Raw genomic sequence first — 17426 nt, 5'->3', positions numbered from 1 at the left:
CAGGAACAACACATTCACGCAACACAAACGGTTGCTAAAGTTAGGATCACCCCTGCGCATGCAGGAACAACTACAATCACTTATTGTCTTACAGTCGCTTAGTGGGATCACCCCTGCGCATGCAGGAACAACAATCCCCATGGTCAAAAGGAGTGTATTTATCCAGGATCACCCCTGCGCATGCAGGAACAACACTTAACGATCCCTTATTTTTCAACGATCCTTTTTTAGAAATTCTTGAAATTTATTCACTTTAGTCGACAGCTCATTTATAAGTTTAACATCTTTTAAAGCTCTATGGGGGACTTTTTCATCAATTCCGTACGACTTAAGTACCGTTTCTAATTTATAATTTTCTAAGAAAGTCTTTTCTCTTTTTACAAAGTCTAAAAGATCCCACGATTTATTGGTAAGTCTTTCTAAGTTATTTACTTTTAAATTTCTGTTTATAAATTTGATATCAAATTTAACCCCATATCCTACAATATCTCTATCTCCAATAAATTCTTTAAGCTCTTTTAGCGCTGTTACAATATCCTCTCCATTTTTCAAATCTTCATCTCTTATTCCTGTTAATTCTATAATTTTTTCAGGAAGTTTCGAGTCGATTTTTATAAGTTTATGAAACTCTTCTTTTGTATCTGTTTTTAAGGCTCCTATTTCTATTATTTTATTTGTCTTTTCATCTAGTCCATCTGTTTCTATATCCAGAACAACTAATGAAATGTTTTTTTCATTTGTTTTTGGCTTTGAAAATTTTTTTGCTTTATGATATTTTGAGGCTTTACTAAATCCATATTGAGATTGGGAAGGTTCTTTCCTTTCACTTCTTATTAACACAAGTGGGATACCTTCAAAGTCTATAACCTCTCTCTTTGTGTTATGTGTTTCAAAGTTATAGCCTATTTCGTTTCTATCTCTATATGAAAGGGTAGCTTCTCCAACTCCAGAGCTATCTACAACCCTCTTCCAAAGTTCTTCTCTAATCTTGCTATTGAAATTTCCTACGTATACTCCCGTTGCTATTTCCTGCATCCACTTGGACAGGTCTCCCCTAAGTGAATTAGGCGTGTTTTTTAAAGTAATCACTGTAAATGGCATTTAATCACTCTCTTTATAGCTTACACCATGTTTTACAAGTTCCCCTCTGTCATCCCAAAGACTTAATGTTTCAATGGCAAAATATTCAGGGTCATCCTCTTCCACTTCCATTAAATATTGTAAATCTTTTACAATCTGTGCCATTATTTTACCGTCAACCATGGCATCTCTCACTCTTTTTCTAGTTTCTGATCCAATATCCTCATCTTCTTTTATTGTCGCCGCCATTTCAAAGGCTATTGGTATTGTAAGTTCTGCTTTATAAAGGTCTGCAATATCATATATAAAGCTCATATCATGTCCTGTATGGACAAATCCAAGTCCCGGGGACATTCCAAGGGCTACCACTACACTTTTTACAACTCCATAGAGCGAAACATTTGCCGATGACAGAGCTTGGTTGACTAGGTCAGAGTTTTCAAAGTCATCTACATCATAGTCTCTGCCATCCCACTTTACTCCCGTCTTCTTGGATAGATTTCTGTAGACTTCCCTAACTCTTGCACCTTCTCTTCCCCTTAGTTGTTGCATGGTAAGTTTACTAACATCTTCTCCTCTAAATCTCATTTGGTACATCTTTCTTGCAACTGCGATTCTTGTATTTTTATTGGACACAAGTTTTGCCTGCTTTTCTAATAGTCTTGATGAATGGGCAAGGGGCCTTCCATAGGCATAGTTTCTAACACCTCTTTCTCCAACCCAAACTATACTTGTTCCTGCATCTCCAATTATTTCGACTGCTCTATGGCTTATGTCTGTACCCGGTCCCAAAAGTAGAACTCCTATCATAGAGACAGGGATTCTAACGGTACCTCTGTTATCCGTCACCGTTATGGAGCTATCTATTTTATTTATTTTGGAATGTTCAATATAGATAAAGCTCACCCTGTCCCCAATTCTAGGAAGCTCTTTTAATTCTGTTTTCTTTGCTCCTACTTGTTTTTTCATTTTACATCGGTATTACTGTCATCATTCCAAATCCATAGGCTTTTTTCTTTCCAATGCCCTTAGTCAACGTCTCTTTAAATTTATCCTTATCCATAATTGTAAGTTCTCCTTGAAACTCGGCTTTAATTAATTCTAATTTTTTCTCTCCATGCTTCAAAACTTTTTCAAAGCCACTTCTGACTAAATAGAAGTCTTGGGGATCTAGTTTAAATCCATTCTTCTCACTTCTATCTAGAAGATATTTAATTTGATCCTCTTCAGAAGTTAAAGGAATTACTTTACCTCTTTTTAAACTTCTATCTGAAATTGATTTCGTGGTATTTAAGACCACTCTAAACCTCATTCTATCTCCATTTTTTAAAGAATTTAAAAATTGTTCATACTCTTTTGTTTCTCCTGTACCTTTAACTCCATACTTTTCAAGCATATTTAGATTAGGTTCCTCTTCGCTTAAAACTAAAAGGTAGGACCTATTTTGTAGGTTATCAACTCTCCAAAGTTTCCTACTTCTCTTATTTTGTTCCATTTCTTTTGGAAAACTTTGCTCCACCCAATTATGAAACGCTCCCAGATGATTCAGTTCTTTTGATGTCAATCTGTTTTTATAGTCTATTTCAACTCTTGATAAATACATCTTCTCCTCCTAGAACATAAATGCATCATGTTCATCTGTAACTCTTACTATAAAACTCTTTTCTCCTCTATAACCAAACTGTCTATGTTTTTGAGAAAAAGATTTTACTCTGTCTTTTCTAAATTTAGAACTTGAAGTCTCTATTAAATCTCCATCGATATAAACTTCTAACTCCACATATTCATTACCTTTAAATTCTCTTTTGTGAAAGTTACTTGCCTGCCAGCTTAATTTTTCTAAACTTTTAACTATATCTTCAGTTGTAGTTTTTATTATTATATCTGGATTTACAGGATTTGATCTCTTTCCAAAAAATGGTTGGAAATAGGGATTTCTTATTGCAAACTCTATTTCGTCTATTAGTTCATCTCCCCCAGATAGTACAACTACAAATACTGCATCTTCAAGATAATATCTATTTGTAACATAGTTTCTTTCAAATCTTCCGTCTGGCTTGTAGGCAGTTGCGATTTGATAGTCCCTTAAGAGATTTCCCCTTTGATCCACTCTAACTGCAAAGTTCAAATCATTTAGCTTTGCAATTTTTTCATCCTCATCTCTCCTATATCCAAGGCTTGCTGCAACTAGGCCAATAACCGCACTTTTTGAAGGATGGAAGTCAGTATATCTGGTTTCAAAATGAGAATCCGTTCCCCAAGACTGCAGTGGTCCAGAAAATTTCAACAATAAAGTCTTCAATCTACTCACCTTGACTTTCGTCTATATTTCCCTCTAATTCTTCCCCAAGTTTATTTAATAAATTTCTCATATTGTCAGAGTTTATAAATTCTTCCTTCAACTCCATATCCCTTGTATTTAATACAATTGTATAAATTGGTTTTTCAACAAACTTCTCAACTCTTTCAGTTTCTTGAACTAACTTCTCTATTGATTTATCTACAAAACCTTCGCTTGATTTAACTGGCTCTTCAAAGGCACTCACCAAGCTCACTGGTCTGTCAACCCTTAGATTAACCATAATAAATTGAGGTAGCGTTTGGTTTGCAAACGTATTTACCTTTCCTGTAGGAAGTGAATTTGCAAAAGCTTGAACAAATATCTTTAATGTGTTTATTGTGGCTTCTTTGCTTTCAAGTTGCCTTAAAAGTTCATGTACTGCAACATTTGCATATCTATACATTGTTGATGAATTGAACTCAACCGTTCCTAACATTCCTGCCCCAGGGTTGTCTTCAGGAGCTAGGTCATCTACCGCTGTATAAAAATCAAACTCAGTTTGAATTCCATGTGTGGATATTGAATGGGCCACTTGACATGATGCATCTTCATTTAAATATGGATTATTTGCAAGCATTCTTCCAAATAACGCTATATCTATGGCAGGATTTGACTTGAAAATCTCTTGTATCGTATCCTTGTTAGTAACTCCTCCTACAGCAGCTTCCGCCAGTTTATTCGCTTGGCTTTCTCCTAAGAAAAATAAAGCCTTTGCCTTATAGTCTTTGGTTTTTACTTTTGCATCATTAAAAATTTTGTCCGCCATTTTTAATGCATCTTCTTTACTTAAAGAGCTATCAAGTTTCATTATTTTGTCCGCCACATATTCAACAACATTTAAAGATCTTATTCCCACATTTTCTTGAGCGCTATTTTCATAAAAATATTCTCTTATGGCTCTCTTCCATGATTGGGAACTAACTCTAGCCCTTCTAATTCCTCCATATTGTGCTGTTTTAGGACTTCCTGTATCATCTCTGTTAATATTTGAAGGTGGCAATGTTTGAATTGCATGAACGTCTAAAAAAAGTCTATTTTTCATTTTCTTCTCCTTTATAATTTTTACTATAATATGCTCTTGACCAATTTAATCTAACTCTCTCATCGTAACCTCTTGCAAAATCATATAGATCTTGTGCAAGTTTTGGATAGTTTATCTTAATATTGTCCTGTTTTGATTTCAAAATTTTTATAAGTTGCCTCAAGTGATTTGAAAGCTCATCAAAACTTTGTGAAGTTATTAGGGCGTTAAATCTCCTATCAAATGGAAGTGAACTCTCTCCAAGTCTTAAGTATGATAAAGAACTCCCAATATTATCCCAAACTTCCTTTTCCTGTTTGCCACTTACACTATCTAGCTTTGACTGTTGATGAATCGCATAAAGTTGCAGTGTTGTGATTATAGCTTCTTCTTCATAGGTCAAAGCACCAAAATTCGAATAGAACTCTTCAGGCATATACTGATAGATTAAACTTATGGATTCAATATTTTCTTCCAGTGGCCTTCCTATGGAGTTTCTTAAGCTGGATAACATGGCCTTTGTCCTTGAACTGTCCATGTTGTCGGAAAGGTTTGAGATTACTCTTTCCGTAGTTGAGTACACAAGTTTTCGCTTATTCAATTTCTCCTGCATATTCTTCCTCCTTTATCTTTAATTTTTTATTTAACCAAGCTTTAAAAAAGGAATAGGATGTGGCTATGTTTTTAATTCTTTTCTCTTTTTCTATTCCCTTATAGTCCCTTGCGCCGGCAAATTCCACTAATCTTCGCGCCTGTTTTTCTATTAGCTCTTTTAACGTCTTTCTCCATTCAAATACCTTTTCTTCCTTCGAAGAGTTTTCGTCAATTGAGTAGAGCCAATTTCTAAATGGCAAATCTATAATATAGTACATCTCTTCAATATTTTGATTTACATAAGAAGGATTCTTGTTATTTCTAATTTCATTAATATCCGTAAGAAGTCTTCTATATATTGAACTTATACATTCCTTTGTATCTTCGACTACATCGTTAACTATATAGTTCCAACCATCATCTCTATTATCCTTAAGGACTATGTCATGTAAGTTTAGCCTATCATGAATCTCTCCTACAGGCATCCATGACGTTGCATTGCCGTCATCCTTCATTGATATGGCATTTACTGTTACAAGTTTATCTTTTGCGATATTTTGAGATATTTCTGAATACCATTTAACTATTCCTGGAACTTTGTTGTCTGATTGTCCCATTAAAAATATATTTCCAAAAGATCTCCACATAGCTCTGTCTGAAGGATGTTTTTTTGGTGTAATACTGTCCTTACTAGGCCCAGTTTTATTTTCTCTCCACATAGTCATTGGTTCAATAAATTTATCTCTATGGTCAATATCAGGAACTTTTACAACCTGCATTTCAAAAGGCTTTGTAACATCTGTGTCAGGATCAATAAAGACCGCCCTGCTCCAAGTTGTGTATAGTTCTGCCAAGTTATCAGGATTATTGTCGATTAAATATCTATTTATAATTTCTGCCCCTGAGAACTCCCAACAAGGTTTTTGCTTTTTGAAGTAAAAATCTTTTCTATTTCCAAGCATTGTGTTAAGCATAAGTGTCTCAAAGAGGTTGTCTCCCTCCAGATAAATTCCACCGATGTCATATATCCAACCCTTTGAAGCGGTGTACTTTTCCTTTCCAAACATAACCTTGTCCGCTGTTCCAACGTAGCCTTGGAAAGTTATTAACCAACGTGCAATTTCATCCTCCGACAAAACTTCTTTATTGCTATCATTTTCATACTTCGGTGAAAATAGCGCTATCTTGTTACCACTTTCTGAAATAATTCTATTAATTGTCTTTCCTGAAATGGTAGTTGCCTTTGCTTTATTTATTTTATCTTCACCAATAACATCTTCTGTAACTTGATAAAAGGGATACTTATCATCAAATAAATAAAATCTATCTCTCCAGACTTCTAAATAATCAAAGAGAATTTTAGAATAACTCTTTAAATTCCAAAGCTCTTTCCAAGTACGACCCAGGTCCAACTTAAAGTCTTCCACGTCCTCTTCTTCCACTTCTTCAATCTGCCTAAGCCTTTCACCCACATCAAAGTAATCATATGGATTTCCCTCTACATCAAACCTAAAGTACACAGTTTGAGGAATTGAAAGTAAAAATCTAAGCAGTGCAAATTTTTGAGTCTGTGTGTCTGCAGCAAGCGAAATATAATTCGGCGCATTTTCAAAAAGCTCAATAATTGAAACCTTTTCGCTGTCTCCCTTTTCATTTAGAAGAACAGGAATCCACTTTTCGTCCAATAAATTATAACTTCCCATTTTTCACAACCTTTCATATAATAATCCCAACTTCTCATCATATATGAGCTTTAACTCTCCAATTATAAATTCATTATATTCATCAAATATAATCCCTAAGCTTCCCTTTAACCAAGTTGTCTCTTGCCACTGGGGTAGATTTTTTATATTGTAATCTTCTAAAAATTTAATATTTTTTTCTACTTGACTAGGGCTATATGCCAAAGCCTGTGGAAGTCTCAATGTGTTTTTTAGAATTTCAACTTGAACATCTGAATTTCCTATTTCCTTTGATAAATCTACATCTTCTCCAAAAATTCCATATCCATCGCCAATTTTTTTTAAGGCAATAACTTCTATGGTCTCTTTAATATCACGAACTTGCGCATAAATCTGTTCCTCTGTCTTTCCTCTAAAGTCCTTTTTGTCCGAAAGTATTCCTATTAGGTTATTGTTATCGACAAAGGCACTCTTTTGATACGGCTCTCCAAGTTTGAAATTAGAAGCCCTTTCCTTTTTCTTTTCATTGTAGGCTATATATTTATTTTTAAAGTCTTCATAAGTTCCTATTAAATCATCACTTAATTCTATCTCTTCATCTCCATATACCTTTTGGACCAGTGGTGAGATGTCTTCTGGAATTCTTATTTCATCTGGCAAAAACTTTTCTGTTCTAGTGAGAATGTAACCGTCATAAACCGCCATGGATCCCTTGTCGAAATCCAAGTTTTTTGAACATCCAAGCACATAAAACTTTGGATCTTTTAATATTTCTGGCCTTTTGTTTTTATGTCTAAAGAGTCTTCCCATCCTTTGAATCAATAAATCCATTGGTGCAAGGTCCGATATCATAACATCGAAGTCAATATCCAGTGACTGTTCAATAACCTGTGTCCCTATAATTATTTTAAATTTAGGTCTATCCTCTGTTCCTCCACCTATTAATCTCAGAAGCTCCTCTTCCTTTTTCGTCCTCTGTGTTGCAATAAACGAAGAATGTAATAGTAAAACATTTTCCGGACCAAAAATACTGGACAATTCTTCTGCAAATTTTTGAGATTTCTTTACGGTATTTACAACTATGCCGATTATTCCCCCATCTTTTGAAATCTCTTTCAATAAACTTGTTAAATTTTCTTCCTCTGCTCTAATAATTTTTATAGTTTTATCATGCTTAATATCAAAATCTTTAAACTGCTTTACTTCAAATCCATCATTATACGTTATTAGTGGATAGGAAGTTGTATCCAGGGTAGAAATTTGTTTTCGAAGTTCTTTTGTATTTGCTCCCTTTCCAATCATATAGTTTTTTATAAGTAATTTTCTTTTACTGGCTGGAAGCGTTGCAGAAAGTATTATTATAGGGATATTATAAACTGCAGCCCACTTAACAGACTGGTATATGTACTCTGACGAATAAGTGTCGTAGGCATGGGCCTCGTCAATTACCACAACTTTTTTACTAAAACCTAGATGCCTTAAAAATAGATGCTTTTGTTTTAACGACATCATTAAAAATTGATCTACAGTACCAACAACAAAGTCATCAAGGGACGAAGTCTTTCTTCCAGAAAACCATTCATTTACAAATGTGCCAGGAGTAAATTCATCTTCATAAATATTTGATGAAGGTCTTCTTGAAATCTTTCTATAATCTTCGTTTAGATATGCCTTCCCATGTGATAGTCTAATAGGGAATTCACTTTCAAATTCATTTGAAATACTCATTAGCCATTTATTATTTATCCTTGGAAAAATACCATTGCTTGTGGCTTGAGTTGGAAGTCCAAAGAAAAGTCCACTTTTTCCAAGCTTTGATGCTATCTGCTCCACAGCAACTAGGGATGCTTCCGTCTTTCCCATTCCCATAGGCGCTTCAAAAATTATTATGCCCGGCTCTTCTATTTCATCAACTACATCAAATATTTTTCTTTGTTCCTCCCTTGGCGAATCAAATCCAAAACGTTTATTGTAAATTTCTAAAGCATCATAAATTTCATATGGAGTCCAGCTTTCAGACTTTCTCCACTTTTCAAAACCTTTTACATTTCTTTCCTCTCTATTGAAAACTTCTCTTTCATCTATGGGAATAAGCGGATAATATAATTCATTACTAGCAATCCAGTCCGCCATAATCAAAAGTCCTGTAAGTATCATTTGAACGGGAACTGTTATTTCAGGAATATCTTCTACCGAATCGTATCCAACTGTTTTTAGAATCCACACAAAAAGTTCATCTTGAGATTTTTTAAAAAGATTTCCTTGTTCATCTTTAAGTTCTTCACCGTAATAATTTGCAGAGTAAGCTGACAGTTGAGATTTTATAACATCAACACTATCAACAGAGCTGCCATGATGTGCTCCCACAATACTTGCAACACCTGTGTTTACTCCAAACTCTTCGAGAATAACTTGTCCCGCAATGGAGTGATGACTCTTTGTAGGGTTTGCAAGTTGTAAATCTTTAATTCCATTAAACCCAGCCGCTTCAAGTTTATCTAAAATCATCTCGTCTAAGTCTGGAGAGTTAGTAAAACTCTTTTTAGTTTGGAAGGAAGCTGTAGCCTTCGCGCAGTCATGGGCATAGGCCAAAAACTTTGCCAGTTTTTTTCCTTCATCCATAGATGAAAGTGTTTTCACAATCATTACTCTTTGACTATCGTCCAACCAAATTTCCCAAAGTCTATCAATTACATAGGCAGTATCTTTAAGATGTTCTATTAATGGAAGCCACTTCGGCGTGCCATCTCTATCACTTTTCTTTGCCCAAAAGCAACTTAAATCCATAAAATGCTCCTTGAAATTTTTAGTATTTAATAACATATTCACCGTCCATCTCAAACATATGTTCTTGTTTTCTTATCTATATGATATCATATTAAAAATACCAGTACAATATTTTTAATAAAAAAAGCTCAACTATTATAAGTTAAGCTCCAAAAATTCTTTAATTAATTTTTTTAATTTATTTCCTATCTTCACCAAAAATATTTCCATTTTTCATATCAATAAACACAGCAACCATTATTGATACTAGCGCTCCAACTATTGCACCAACTCCCGGGGTTAAGACAAACATACAAACCACGGTTATTCCTAAAGTGTAAAGCGGTTTTAGTCCAATGGATTTGCCCAGTATTATCGGTTGAATTATTTGTTCTAATACAAATGTGATTACATAAAGTACTATAAGTGTTATGGCAAGGCTGGTACTGCCCTGTATTAAAACTATTATTGCCCATGGTATTAAAACAATTCCTGCACCTAGTACTGGTAACACATCTACCACTGCTATGGCAAAGGCTATTAGTCCATAGTATGAAACATTTGCATATTTGAGTCCAAATAACAAAACTATAAAGTTTATTAATGACGATATGACTATAGCCTTAACATACTTTACAATTCCAACTCCTGTTCGTCCTATAAATTCTTTTAAAAAATTTCTATCCATATTCTCACCTTCCTTCTATATTTATACCCATTAAAAAAAGCCACTTGATACAAATGGCTCTTTTTTTATGCTTCAATTTTTAAATCTCTTTTAATTTTTAAAAGTACCCATACCAGTCCTACCGATAATAGAATATGGCCTATTCCAGCAAAGCCCACAAGCATTGGTATTGAAATCAAATCATTCCCCGCACCAATAACATCGTATATTCCATATACCATCATATTGCAAACTGTTAGAACAAGTCCTGCCACATAAATTTTAAATGGTGTTAAAATGTTTTTCGTTATGTCTCCTTGGTTTCTAATGATTAAGAAAAGTAACATTGTAACTACAAATCCTAAAACTATTGTATGCACATGGACCTTTCCTAGATGTGTGTTTCCCGTAAATGAATTGTATTTTGTAAATTCTCTATAGAAAACTCCTCCTGCAAATCCCATTATTAAAAAGGTCAATGACATGTCATATAGGCTTTTAAGATTAAACTCTCTACTATAGTGTTTGAAACATTCAAGTATTAAAAGTACATATGCTATTGTCTTTGGCATCATAAGTGCGCCAACTGCTGGAACTTTGTCAACAAATAGGACTACTGGGATGTAAAATAAAAAGCTTAGTAAGATCCATAGATAACTCTTTTTTAGTCCTTCAGCACTTCTGTTCTTATAGGTCCAAGCGATTAAAAGTATCCCCATAATTAAGAAAGGAATATTTCTTATAATGCCCATTTTGTAATTTCCTTCTCCTCCCCAATTGTTTTGAGGTAGAAGTAATAAAATTATTCTTGCTATGGCTAGTGCAAATATTGTTATCTTCTTTTTTGAGTCTCTGTCACCGCTAAGTTTGCTATAGTAAAAATAAAATATTACATAAAAAATAGTCATTGTTATTCCTGTTACAAATTGTCCCCATGACAATGACTTTGCAAACTTTTCAAAACCTCCTGCACTCATATGTGAAAACACTCTTGGTAATAGATGGAATGAATCTCCAATTCCAAGTATAAGTGCCATTATGCCAACCAAGTTAGATTCTTTATTATCTAAAAATAAAAGCTTAACTCCCATTGCAATTACCGTTGCTAAATAAATAATATCGAATAGTGATTCAAAAACTGCCATTATATTCCTCCTTTTATCCAGTCCATATAAATTTTATAATGCTTTAAAAAGTCTTCCTTAGACCACTGTTCTTTAAAATTTCTCTTTATCAAATCGTGAACAATAGCCTTAACAAATTTCATCTTTTCCGTGTTTAGTTCGTCCAGTTTTGAAATTTCGTTTATATTGACATCCTCTTCTTTGTACTTTTTCCAATTCTCTTCAAGTTCCGAATTCCAATATAAATATTTATTCTTATACAAGTTGTAAGCTTCCTTTGAAAAAATAATTTCAGACACCATCTCACCGTACTTTTCCAGCGCCAAAACAGTATCAAAATCATTTTCTTTTAAAACTTTTAAAAACAATTTATGCACGTCGATTGTCTCCATATCTAAAATAAAGAAGTATGAGTCTTCCAAGTCTTCAAAGTATTGATAGAAGCTGCCCCTAGCAATTTGAAGTTCTTCAACAATCTCTTTTACATTTGCTTCAAAGATGGTCTTTTGTTCAAAATTTTTCTTCAAAACCTCTATGATTTTTTCTTTTTTTTCATCGCTAAGATTATAAAATGTCTTCTTTGGCATATTCTTTTCCTTCCTCAAAGTACAAATATATATATTTTATTCCTGCAGAGAATAGTGCTGCTCCAAGTCCAATATAAAACACAAAGATATATAGATCTTTAACCATTCCACTTTTTCTTAAAAGAATTCCAAAAGTCATCATAAAGGCCATGGTCAAATATCCTTTTATATCTAAAAACTTCCAAAATTTTACTTCATCATCTTTTAACTGCATAATGCGATTTTTATTTTTTGTTGCCAGTGGCGAAAAAACCTTAAAAAAGAATAGTGCAAATATTAAAGCAGAAATTCCAAAGTAGATATATTTAAATCCGCTTTCTGGGAATGCAGATATTCCAGATTTAATAACCATAGTCCCTGCCATCATCCAAATTAATGCTGCTAATAAAATCAATGTTTTTCTTTTCATTATTACCTCCTATGACACTGTGTCATTTGTTTTTTATTATATATGACACCATGTCACTTGTCAATGAAAAAAAAACAGGCAAATTGCCTGCTCTTTATTTGTTTACAAAGTCCAAAACATCTTTATAAACTTTTTTATTCTCTTTTTCATTTAAAATTTCATGGGCCATGTCTTGATAAATTATTTTTTGAACTGATTTTCCATAACTCTTATATTTATCTTCCACTTTCTTTATGCCCTTTGAAAAATCCCCCACTGGATCACAAGACCCTGCAATTAAAAGTATTTCCTTTGCAGTGCAGTTTTTAAATGTATCTTCATCATTAAGCCTTATAACTATATCTGCCAAGGTTTCGAAACCCTCTCTTGTAAAGGGATTGCCACAAAGTTCATCTTCCATATACGCCCTTCTATTGTCTTCGTTATAAGAAATCCATGTGGAAGGTTCTGTAAACTTTTTTTCATATGGTCCAATAACAAGCTTTTGAATATTTGGCAGTGGCGTTTTTTCTTTTTGAAATTTTAATAAAAACTTTAAAAAGCTAGCTGCTATCTTGCTTGGTTGTCCTGTACCACAAGCAACTAGCTTGTCCACTGGATAAATTGACGAATAGATTCTCGCAAGAAAAGATCCCATGCTATGGCCAAAGCAAATATATTCTCCGTTAAAATTTATTTCTTTTCTAACAAGATGAATATCGGTAATTAAATTCTCCAGTGACACCAAATCTCCTAGAGGATGCTCTTCATTTATACTTTCGCCATGGCCAAGGTGGTCGTGAATAACCACATCATATCCATTTGAACAAAGATAATTTGCAAAGTCATCGTACCTTTCCTTATGTTCCTGCATGCCATGAACAATTTGAATAAGGACATTTGATTCATCACTTTTAAAAAAACTTACATCTAAGTCTACTCCTGAGGAGCTTTTTAATTTAAAATTTTCTTTCATACTAACTCCTTATGATGATATAGAGACTTCTGTTACAACACCATTTTCAATAATAATGCCAAGTCCAAGTCCTGTTTCTTCACATTCTTTGAAATAACTTAAAAATCTTTCAAGACCCATATCTTCTGGCTTAGCCAGTCCACTAACTGCAAAATATCTTGTGGATTCATCAATTTTAAAACTATATTCACTATTTTCAAGTATTTCGTCATCAGAATCCATCATATTATTAACTTCTTCATTGTAATTAAATGATCCCTTTACTATAAGAATGTCTCCATCTGACGACACTTCATATACTGAAGCCATATTGTATTCGTCAACCTCTCCTTTTTTTGGAGCATATATTGAAGCAAGATATTGCCCATCTTTTTCAACCAAGTTATTATACTGTTTTTCTTCAGTTTCTTTATTTTCTGTAGTTTTGGTAGGTTCTTTTGCCACTTCTGTGCTTTGCATTTCCTCTGTGGATAATTTTTCAACTCCCTCTTTGAACTTGTCATATTTACAAGAAGTAAATAAACTTAAGCACAAAATTCCAATTAAAAGTTTTCTATATGTCTTTTTCATTTATACCTCCATTTTATTTTATTTCTTTAAGCCTCTTTTCTACTTCATCAAGTTCTTTGATTATCTCATCTTTATTTCTAAGGCCAAGGCTAAGCTCGCCCATTAATGCAGTTTTCTTCATTTCAAGTAATAACTTGTCTTCATTTCTACTTGACTTAACTTTCTTAGACTGTTCATACTCAGTTAAATTTCCTGGGAATGATTTTATTTTTTTGTCTTCAATAATAAAAATTTCATCACTAAGGGAATCTATGAAATGCCTGTCGTGGGACACAAATAACATTGTGCCTTCAAAGTCTAAAAACAAATTTTCTATGGCCTTTATGGAGTCAATGTCTAAAAAGTTTGTAGGTTCATCAAGTAATAGCACATTTACATCAGAAACAAATAGCATGGCAAATGTAAGTTTTATTTTTTCTCCACCGGACAAAACTGCAGCGCTCTTGTGGAAGTCTTGTCTTCTAAAACCCATTCTTATGAGTACATTTCTATTCACTTCCTCTTCTTGAATGGAAACTGAATTTATATTTTCCAGTAAACTTTTCCCTTCGTCAATTTGGTCTAAGGACTGCCTATAGATTCCAAGCTTTGCCTTTGGAACTATTCTAATACCCTCGTACTCTTCTTCAATAAGTTTAAGAAGTGTTGTCTTACCACATCCATTTTCTCCAACCAGTGCAGTTCTCTTATTTCTCTTTAATTTAAAGTTCGCATTTTTAAATATAACTCTATCTCCGTAAGAAAAATTTATACCTTCTCCTTCAATAATAAATCTATTATTTGGAGGGTCTGTTAGATTAAAGTTTGGACGAATAATAGGATTTTTCAAAGGCTTCTCCTTTTTTTCTAGCTGTTCAATCCTCTTTTCAGTATGCTTTGCAGCCCTTTGAAAACTCTTTTCCTTTCCACCAAAGGATTTACCTACAGCTCCATATGCCCTCTGCTTTATTTCACTATTTGAAAGATTTTTCGGCTTTGCACGCATCTTAGTTGCCTTTTGCTTTTGATTTTCAGAAATCTGTAGAAGTCTTTTTTTCTCGTCAACATAGTTTTCATATTCTCTCTGTCTTCTTGAAAAATCTTCCTCTTTCCACTGCATATATTGTGAGTAATTGCCATTAAAGTCAAAAATCTTCCCATCACTAATCTCTATGGTTCGATTTGTCAACTTGTCTAATAGGTTTCTGTCGTGGGAAATTAGCACAAAGGAGTCTAATTTCTCCAAAGCACTTTCTAATTTTTTAATGCCTTTAATATCGAGGTTTGCGGTTGGTTCGTCAAGCAAAATTAAGTCTGCATCTTCACTAAAGGTGTCTGCAAGCCTTATTCTTGTCTCTTCGCCACCGGAAAACTTTTTAAGGTCTCTTTTTATAATCTCATTTACATTCCATCTTCCGCTATGCTCTCCATCAATCTCACTAAACTTCTCGATGGATTCAAATTGCTTAAACACCTTCCAATTTCCACTTCGCTTCACAAGTCCATCTTGAGGCTTTAACTCTCCAAGCATTATTTTAAAAAGAGTTGTCTTACCACATCCATTTACACCAACTAGGCCAACTTTGTCCCCTGACCATATTTCCAAACTGTCAAAAGAAAAAAGTTTTCTATCTCCAAATGCCATGGAGATGTTTTTCATGTCTAAAAGTTTCATATAACCTCCTAACAATTTCGCTATTCAATTTTTATTTTGCATTTAATTTTTGTTAGAAAGTTACTGCCATCATGATCCCTCTTTTCTTATCCTTTTCTATATATTATCATGAAGAATCGTTTTAGTGGTATAAAAAAAGAGAATCCTTTCGAATTCCCTTTAAATGTTTTTAATATTCCCTAAAAATATCATCTAGTGCTTCCTGAAGATCTTCTTTGTCAAATATCTTTAATATAGGCTCTTCTTCAAAAGCTTCTTCAAGGCCCCATGTTCCTCCAATGTCTTCAATTATTCCATGACCCTTACCTCTAAGTATCTTTGGAACTGGACCAAAATCTTCCTCTACTTCTTCAATTTTTTCCACATCAAATCTAATATGCCAATCGTCACCATAGTCGTAGTAGAAGTCAAGTCTATCTCTAACCCTTAGATTTAACTCTTCTAACTCTTTAAGAGGATTATTCTTCTTTCTGGCTCTCCTCGTAATTCTTGGATGCATATATAATATATTATCGTCTTGTTTTTTCATATAATTTAAAAAGTTAGGATCTGGACCATTATTTACATCAAAGTTTCTAATATCATATCCATCATCAAAATCATCATCAAACATTTCCGATAACTCATCCAAATCGTACTCTTCTCCATAAACATTGAGCTTAGATACATTTAAATTTGGTCTATAATTTTGTTCAAAATCATAAAGTTTTTTTGGAATTGGATTTTTTAGTTTTCCATTCTCATCTAAGTTTTCCTGCACAAAATCATTTACCTTTACGGGAATTGATAGATGATGAAGATGTGAATTAGTCATTGCATACATGACCATAGCCATATCCATTAAATCCTGAATTGTGTTTTGATCTGAAACTTCAAATCTTCTCCATATCCTTGGTTTAAAATCTGCAAGTTCTGACACAAAAGTTATTTTTTTCATATCTTTCTCCTAATGTGTTAACTAGTCAAGCTATCTGTAAGCTCTCTTGTAGTAGAAAGGTATTTCACCCTTGCCCCTCTCTTCAACAAAATCTAGATATAGGTTTGGATTTTTAAGAAGTTCTCTACCTATGGCAACTAGGTCGCAAGCTCCTTCTTCTAATGCGTAGCTTGAAAGCTCCAATGTCTTTATCTTTCCAACGCCAATTGTCTTATAACCAGTTTCTTCCTTTATCCTCTTTGCAAATTGCAACATATATCCTGGATAAACTTTTATTGGCACATTTACAACTGCTCCTGCTGACACATGCACAAAGTCAACTAGGTCTTTGTTTTCATTTAAGAAATCAATCCAGTCTTCTACCTTTATTCCATCTTCATGATAATCTGTAGCTGATATTCTCATCCAAATTGCCTTTTCACTAGGCCATACCTCTTTAATTGCAAAAACAATTTCTTTTAATAACAAGAATCTATCTTCTCCATATTTATCTTTTCTCTTGTTTGCTAGAGGACTTATAAATTGATGTATTAGGTATCCATGGGCAGCGTGAATTTCTATGCCGTCATAACCTGCTTCGTCTGCTCTTTTCGCCGCATCTTTAAAAGCTAAAACTACTTCATTAATATCTTCTAAAGTCATTTCTTCATAGTCTAGCTCTTTGTCATTATATTCTACTTCACTTGGTCCAATATGTCTTAGTCCACTGGTTTCAGATTTTCTTCCAGCGTGATTAAGTTGTATTGCTGCATAACTTCCATTGTTCTTTATGGATGAAACTATTCTCTTATGCCCTTCAAGCTGTTCGTCATTCCAAAGGCCAAGGCAATAGTCAGTAATTCGTCCGTTTTCCATAACACCAGTTGCTTCAACAATTATCATTCCAACTTGTCCTATTGCCCTCGCTCCGTAGTGGGCAACATGAAAGTCAGTTGGAACTCCGTCCTCTTCCTTACATTGATACATGCACATTGGTGGCATAACCAAATGGTTTTTTAGTTTAATTTTGTCATCAGTATACTCTTCAAATAATTTCATT

Annotated in this window: 17 protein-coding genes and 1 CRISPR repeat array (1 of these 18 running past the window's edge); all 17 genes read right to left on the bottom strand. The window is 33.7% G+C overall.

Features of this window, described 5'->3' with window-relative positions; translation table 11 throughout:
• Positions 1-193: a CRISPR direct-repeat array (repeat unit 28 nt; unit sequence GGATCACCCCTGCGCATGCAGGAACAAC) (it extends 935 nt beyond the left edge of the window).
• Positions 194-213: 20 nt separating this feature from the next.
• The gene (gene cas2e, locus L6651_RS08935; RefSeq protein WP_237037580.1) at positions 214-1101 is read right to left on the bottom strand and encodes a type I-E CRISPR-associated endoribonuclease Cas2e; all 888 of its coding nucleotides are present in this window, start codon (positions 1099-1101) and stop codon (positions 214-216) included.
• On the bottom strand, positions 1102-2049 hold the full coding sequence (gene cas1e, locus L6651_RS08930) for a type I-E CRISPR-associated endonuclease Cas1e (protein ID WP_237037579.1): 948 nt from the start codon (positions 2047-2049) through the stop codon (positions 1102-1104).
• Position 2050: 1 nt separating this feature from the next.
• Positions 2051-2683: a type I-E CRISPR-associated protein Cas6/Cse3/CasE gene (cas6e, locus tag L6651_RS08925; RefSeq protein ID WP_237037578.1), complete on the bottom strand. Its 633-nt coding sequence runs from the start codon at positions 2681-2683 to the stop codon at positions 2051-2053.
• Positions 2684-2692: 9 nt separating this feature from the next.
• Positions 2693-3382, bottom strand: a complete 690-nt coding sequence (gene cas5e / locus L6651_RS08920; protein ID WP_255784856.1) for a type I-E CRISPR-associated protein Cas5/CasD — start codon at positions 3380-3382, stop codon at positions 2693-2695.
• Between the two features lies 1 nt (position 3383).
• A complete protein-coding gene (gene cas7e, locus L6651_RS08915) occupies positions 3384-4463 on the bottom strand; it encodes a type I-E CRISPR-associated protein Cas7/Cse4/CasC (RefSeq protein WP_237037576.1) in 1080 nt (359 codons plus the stop codon).
• Positions 4453-5055 carry a type I-E CRISPR-associated protein Cse2/CasB gene (casB, locus tag L6651_RS08910; protein WP_237037575.1) on the bottom strand — a complete coding sequence of 201 codons (603 nt, stop codon included), beginning with the start codon at positions 5053-5055 and terminating at the stop codon, positions 4453-4455. The genes cas7e and casB overlap by 11 nt, the downstream gene beginning before the upstream one ends.
• Positions 5036-6739, bottom strand: coding sequence for a type I-E CRISPR-associated protein Cse1/CasA (locus L6651_RS08905; RefSeq protein ID WP_237037574.1), 1704 nt, complete (start codon positions 6737-6739; stop codon positions 5036-5038). The genes casB and L6651_RS08905 overlap by 20 nt, the downstream gene beginning before the upstream one ends.
• Positions 6740-6742: 3 nt before the next feature.
• Positions 6743-9505, bottom strand: a complete 2763-nt coding sequence (gene cas3 / locus L6651_RS08900; RefSeq protein WP_237037573.1) for a CRISPR-associated helicase Cas3' — start codon at positions 9503-9505, stop codon at positions 6743-6745.
• Between the two features lie 178 nt (positions 9506-9683).
• Entirely contained in the window at positions 9684-10172 is a 489-nt protein-coding gene (locus L6651_RS08895) for an AI-2E family transporter (RefSeq protein ID WP_237037572.1), read from the bottom strand.
• A 65-nt stretch (positions 10173-10237) separates the two neighbouring features.
• Positions 10238-11296 carry a DUF2871 domain-containing protein gene (locus L6651_RS08890; RefSeq protein WP_237037571.1) on the bottom strand — a complete coding sequence of 353 codons (1059 nt, stop codon included), beginning with the start codon at positions 11294-11296 and terminating at the stop codon, positions 10238-10240.
• Complete coding sequence (locus L6651_RS08885) at positions 11296-11862, bottom strand: TetR/AcrR family transcriptional regulator (RefSeq protein ID WP_237037570.1); 567 nt, start codon at positions 11860-11862, stop codon at positions 11296-11298. Before L6651_RS08885 ends, L6651_RS08890 begins: the two co-directional genes overlap by 1 nt.
• Positions 11840-12271, bottom strand: coding sequence for a hypothetical protein (locus L6651_RS08880; RefSeq protein ID WP_237037569.1), 432 nt, complete (start codon positions 12269-12271; stop codon positions 11840-11842). Before L6651_RS08880 ends, L6651_RS08885 begins: the two co-directional genes overlap by 23 nt.
• Positions 12272-12365: 94 nt before the next feature.
• Positions 12366-13226 (bottom strand): alpha/beta fold hydrolase, encoded by an 861-nt coding sequence (locus L6651_RS08875; protein ID WP_237037568.1) that lies wholly within the window; start codon positions 13224-13226, stop codon positions 12366-12368.
• 9 nt (positions 13227-13235) lie between these two features.
• The gene (locus L6651_RS08870; RefSeq protein WP_237037567.1) at positions 13236-13796 is read right to left on the bottom strand and encodes a hypothetical protein; all 561 of its coding nucleotides are present in this window, start codon (positions 13794-13796) and stop codon (positions 13236-13238) included.
• A 13-nt stretch (positions 13797-13809) separates the two neighbouring features.
• Entirely contained in the window at positions 13810-15450 is a 1641-nt protein-coding gene (abc-f, locus tag L6651_RS08865; protein WP_237037566.1) for a ribosomal protection-like ABC-F family protein, read from the bottom strand.
• Positions 15451-15619: 169 nt separating this feature from the next.
• Complete coding sequence (locus L6651_RS08860; protein WP_237037565.1) at positions 15620-16387, bottom strand: plasmid pRiA4b ORF-3 family protein; 768 nt, start codon at positions 16385-16387, stop codon at positions 15620-15622.
• 30 nt (positions 16388-16417) lie between these two features.
• Complete coding sequence (locus tag L6651_RS08855; RefSeq protein ID WP_237037564.1) at positions 16418-17425, bottom strand: NADH:flavin oxidoreductase/NADH oxidase; 1008 nt, start codon at positions 17423-17425, stop codon at positions 16418-16420.
• Between the last annotated feature and the right edge of the window lies 1 nt (position 17426).

The sequence above is a fragment of the Mediannikoviicoccus vaginalis genome (genome assembly GCF_928097925.1).
GTDB classification, from domain to species: Bacteria; Bacillota; Clostridia; order Tissierellales; family Peptoniphilaceae; genus Mediannikoviicoccus; species Mediannikoviicoccus vaginalis.
Note: the sequence above shows the minus strand (reverse complement) of the source record. Positions and strands in the feature narration are given on the sequence as shown.

Bases quoted from the DNA above. Each gene is read 5' to 3' on its own strand.
- L6651_RS08860 (WP_237037565.1), bottom strand. From the start codon at position 16,387: ATGAAAAAAATAACTTTTGTGTCAGAACTTGCAGATTTTAAACCAAGG.
- cas3 (WP_237037573.1), bottom strand. From the start codon at position 9,505: ATGGATTTAAGTTGCTTTTGGGCAAAGAAAAGTGATAGAGATGGCACG.
- casB (WP_237037575.1), bottom strand. From the start codon at position 5,055: ATGCAGGAGAAATTGAATAAGCGAAAACTTGTGTACTCAACTACGGAA.
- L6651_RS08895 (WP_237037572.1), bottom strand. From the start codon at position 10,172: ATGGATAGAAATTTTTTAAAAGAATTTATAGGACGAACAGGAGTTGGA.
- L6651_RS08905 (WP_237037574.1), bottom strand. From the start codon at position 6,739: ATGGGAAGTTATAATTTATTGGACGAAAAGTGGATTCCTGTTCTTCTA.
- cas7e (WP_237037576.1), bottom strand. From the start codon at position 4,463: ATGAAAAATAGACTTTTTTTAGACGTTCATGCAATTCAAACATTGCCA.
- cas2e (WP_237037580.1), bottom strand. From the start codon at position 1,101: ATGCCATTTACAGTGATTACTTTAAAAAACACGCCTAATTCACTTAGG.
- L6651_RS08890 (WP_237037571.1), bottom strand. From the start codon at position 11,296: ATGGCAGTTTTTGAATCACTATTCGATATTATTTATTTAGCAACGGTA.
- L6651_RS08870 (WP_237037567.1), bottom strand. From the start codon at position 13,796: ATGAAAAAGACATATAGAAAACTTTTAATTGGAATTTTGTGCTTAAGT.
- cas1e (WP_237037579.1), bottom strand. From the start codon at position 2,049: ATGAAAAAACAAGTAGGAGCAAAGAAAACAGAATTAAAAGAGCTTCCT.
- L6651_RS08885 (WP_237037570.1), bottom strand. From the start codon at position 11,862: ATGCCAAAGAAGACATTTTATAATCTTAGCGATGAAAAAAAAGAAAAA.
- L6651_RS08880 (WP_237037569.1), bottom strand. From the start codon at position 12,271: ATGAAAAGAAAAACATTGATTTTATTAGCAGCATTAATTTGGATGATG.
- L6651_RS08875 (WP_237037568.1), bottom strand. From the start codon at position 13,226: ATGAAAGAAAATTTTAAATTAAAAAGCTCCTCAGGAGTAGACTTAGAT.
- L6651_RS08855 (WP_237037564.1), bottom strand. From the start codon at position 17,425: ATGAAATTATTTGAAGAGTATACTGATGACAAAATTAAACTAAAAAAC.
- cas6e (WP_237037578.1), bottom strand. From the start codon at position 2,683: ATGTATTTATCAAGAGTTGAAATAGACTATAAAAACAGATTGACATCA.
- abc-f (WP_237037566.1), bottom strand. From the start codon at position 15,450: ATGAAACTTTTAGACATGAAAAACATCTCCATGGCATTTGGAGATAGA.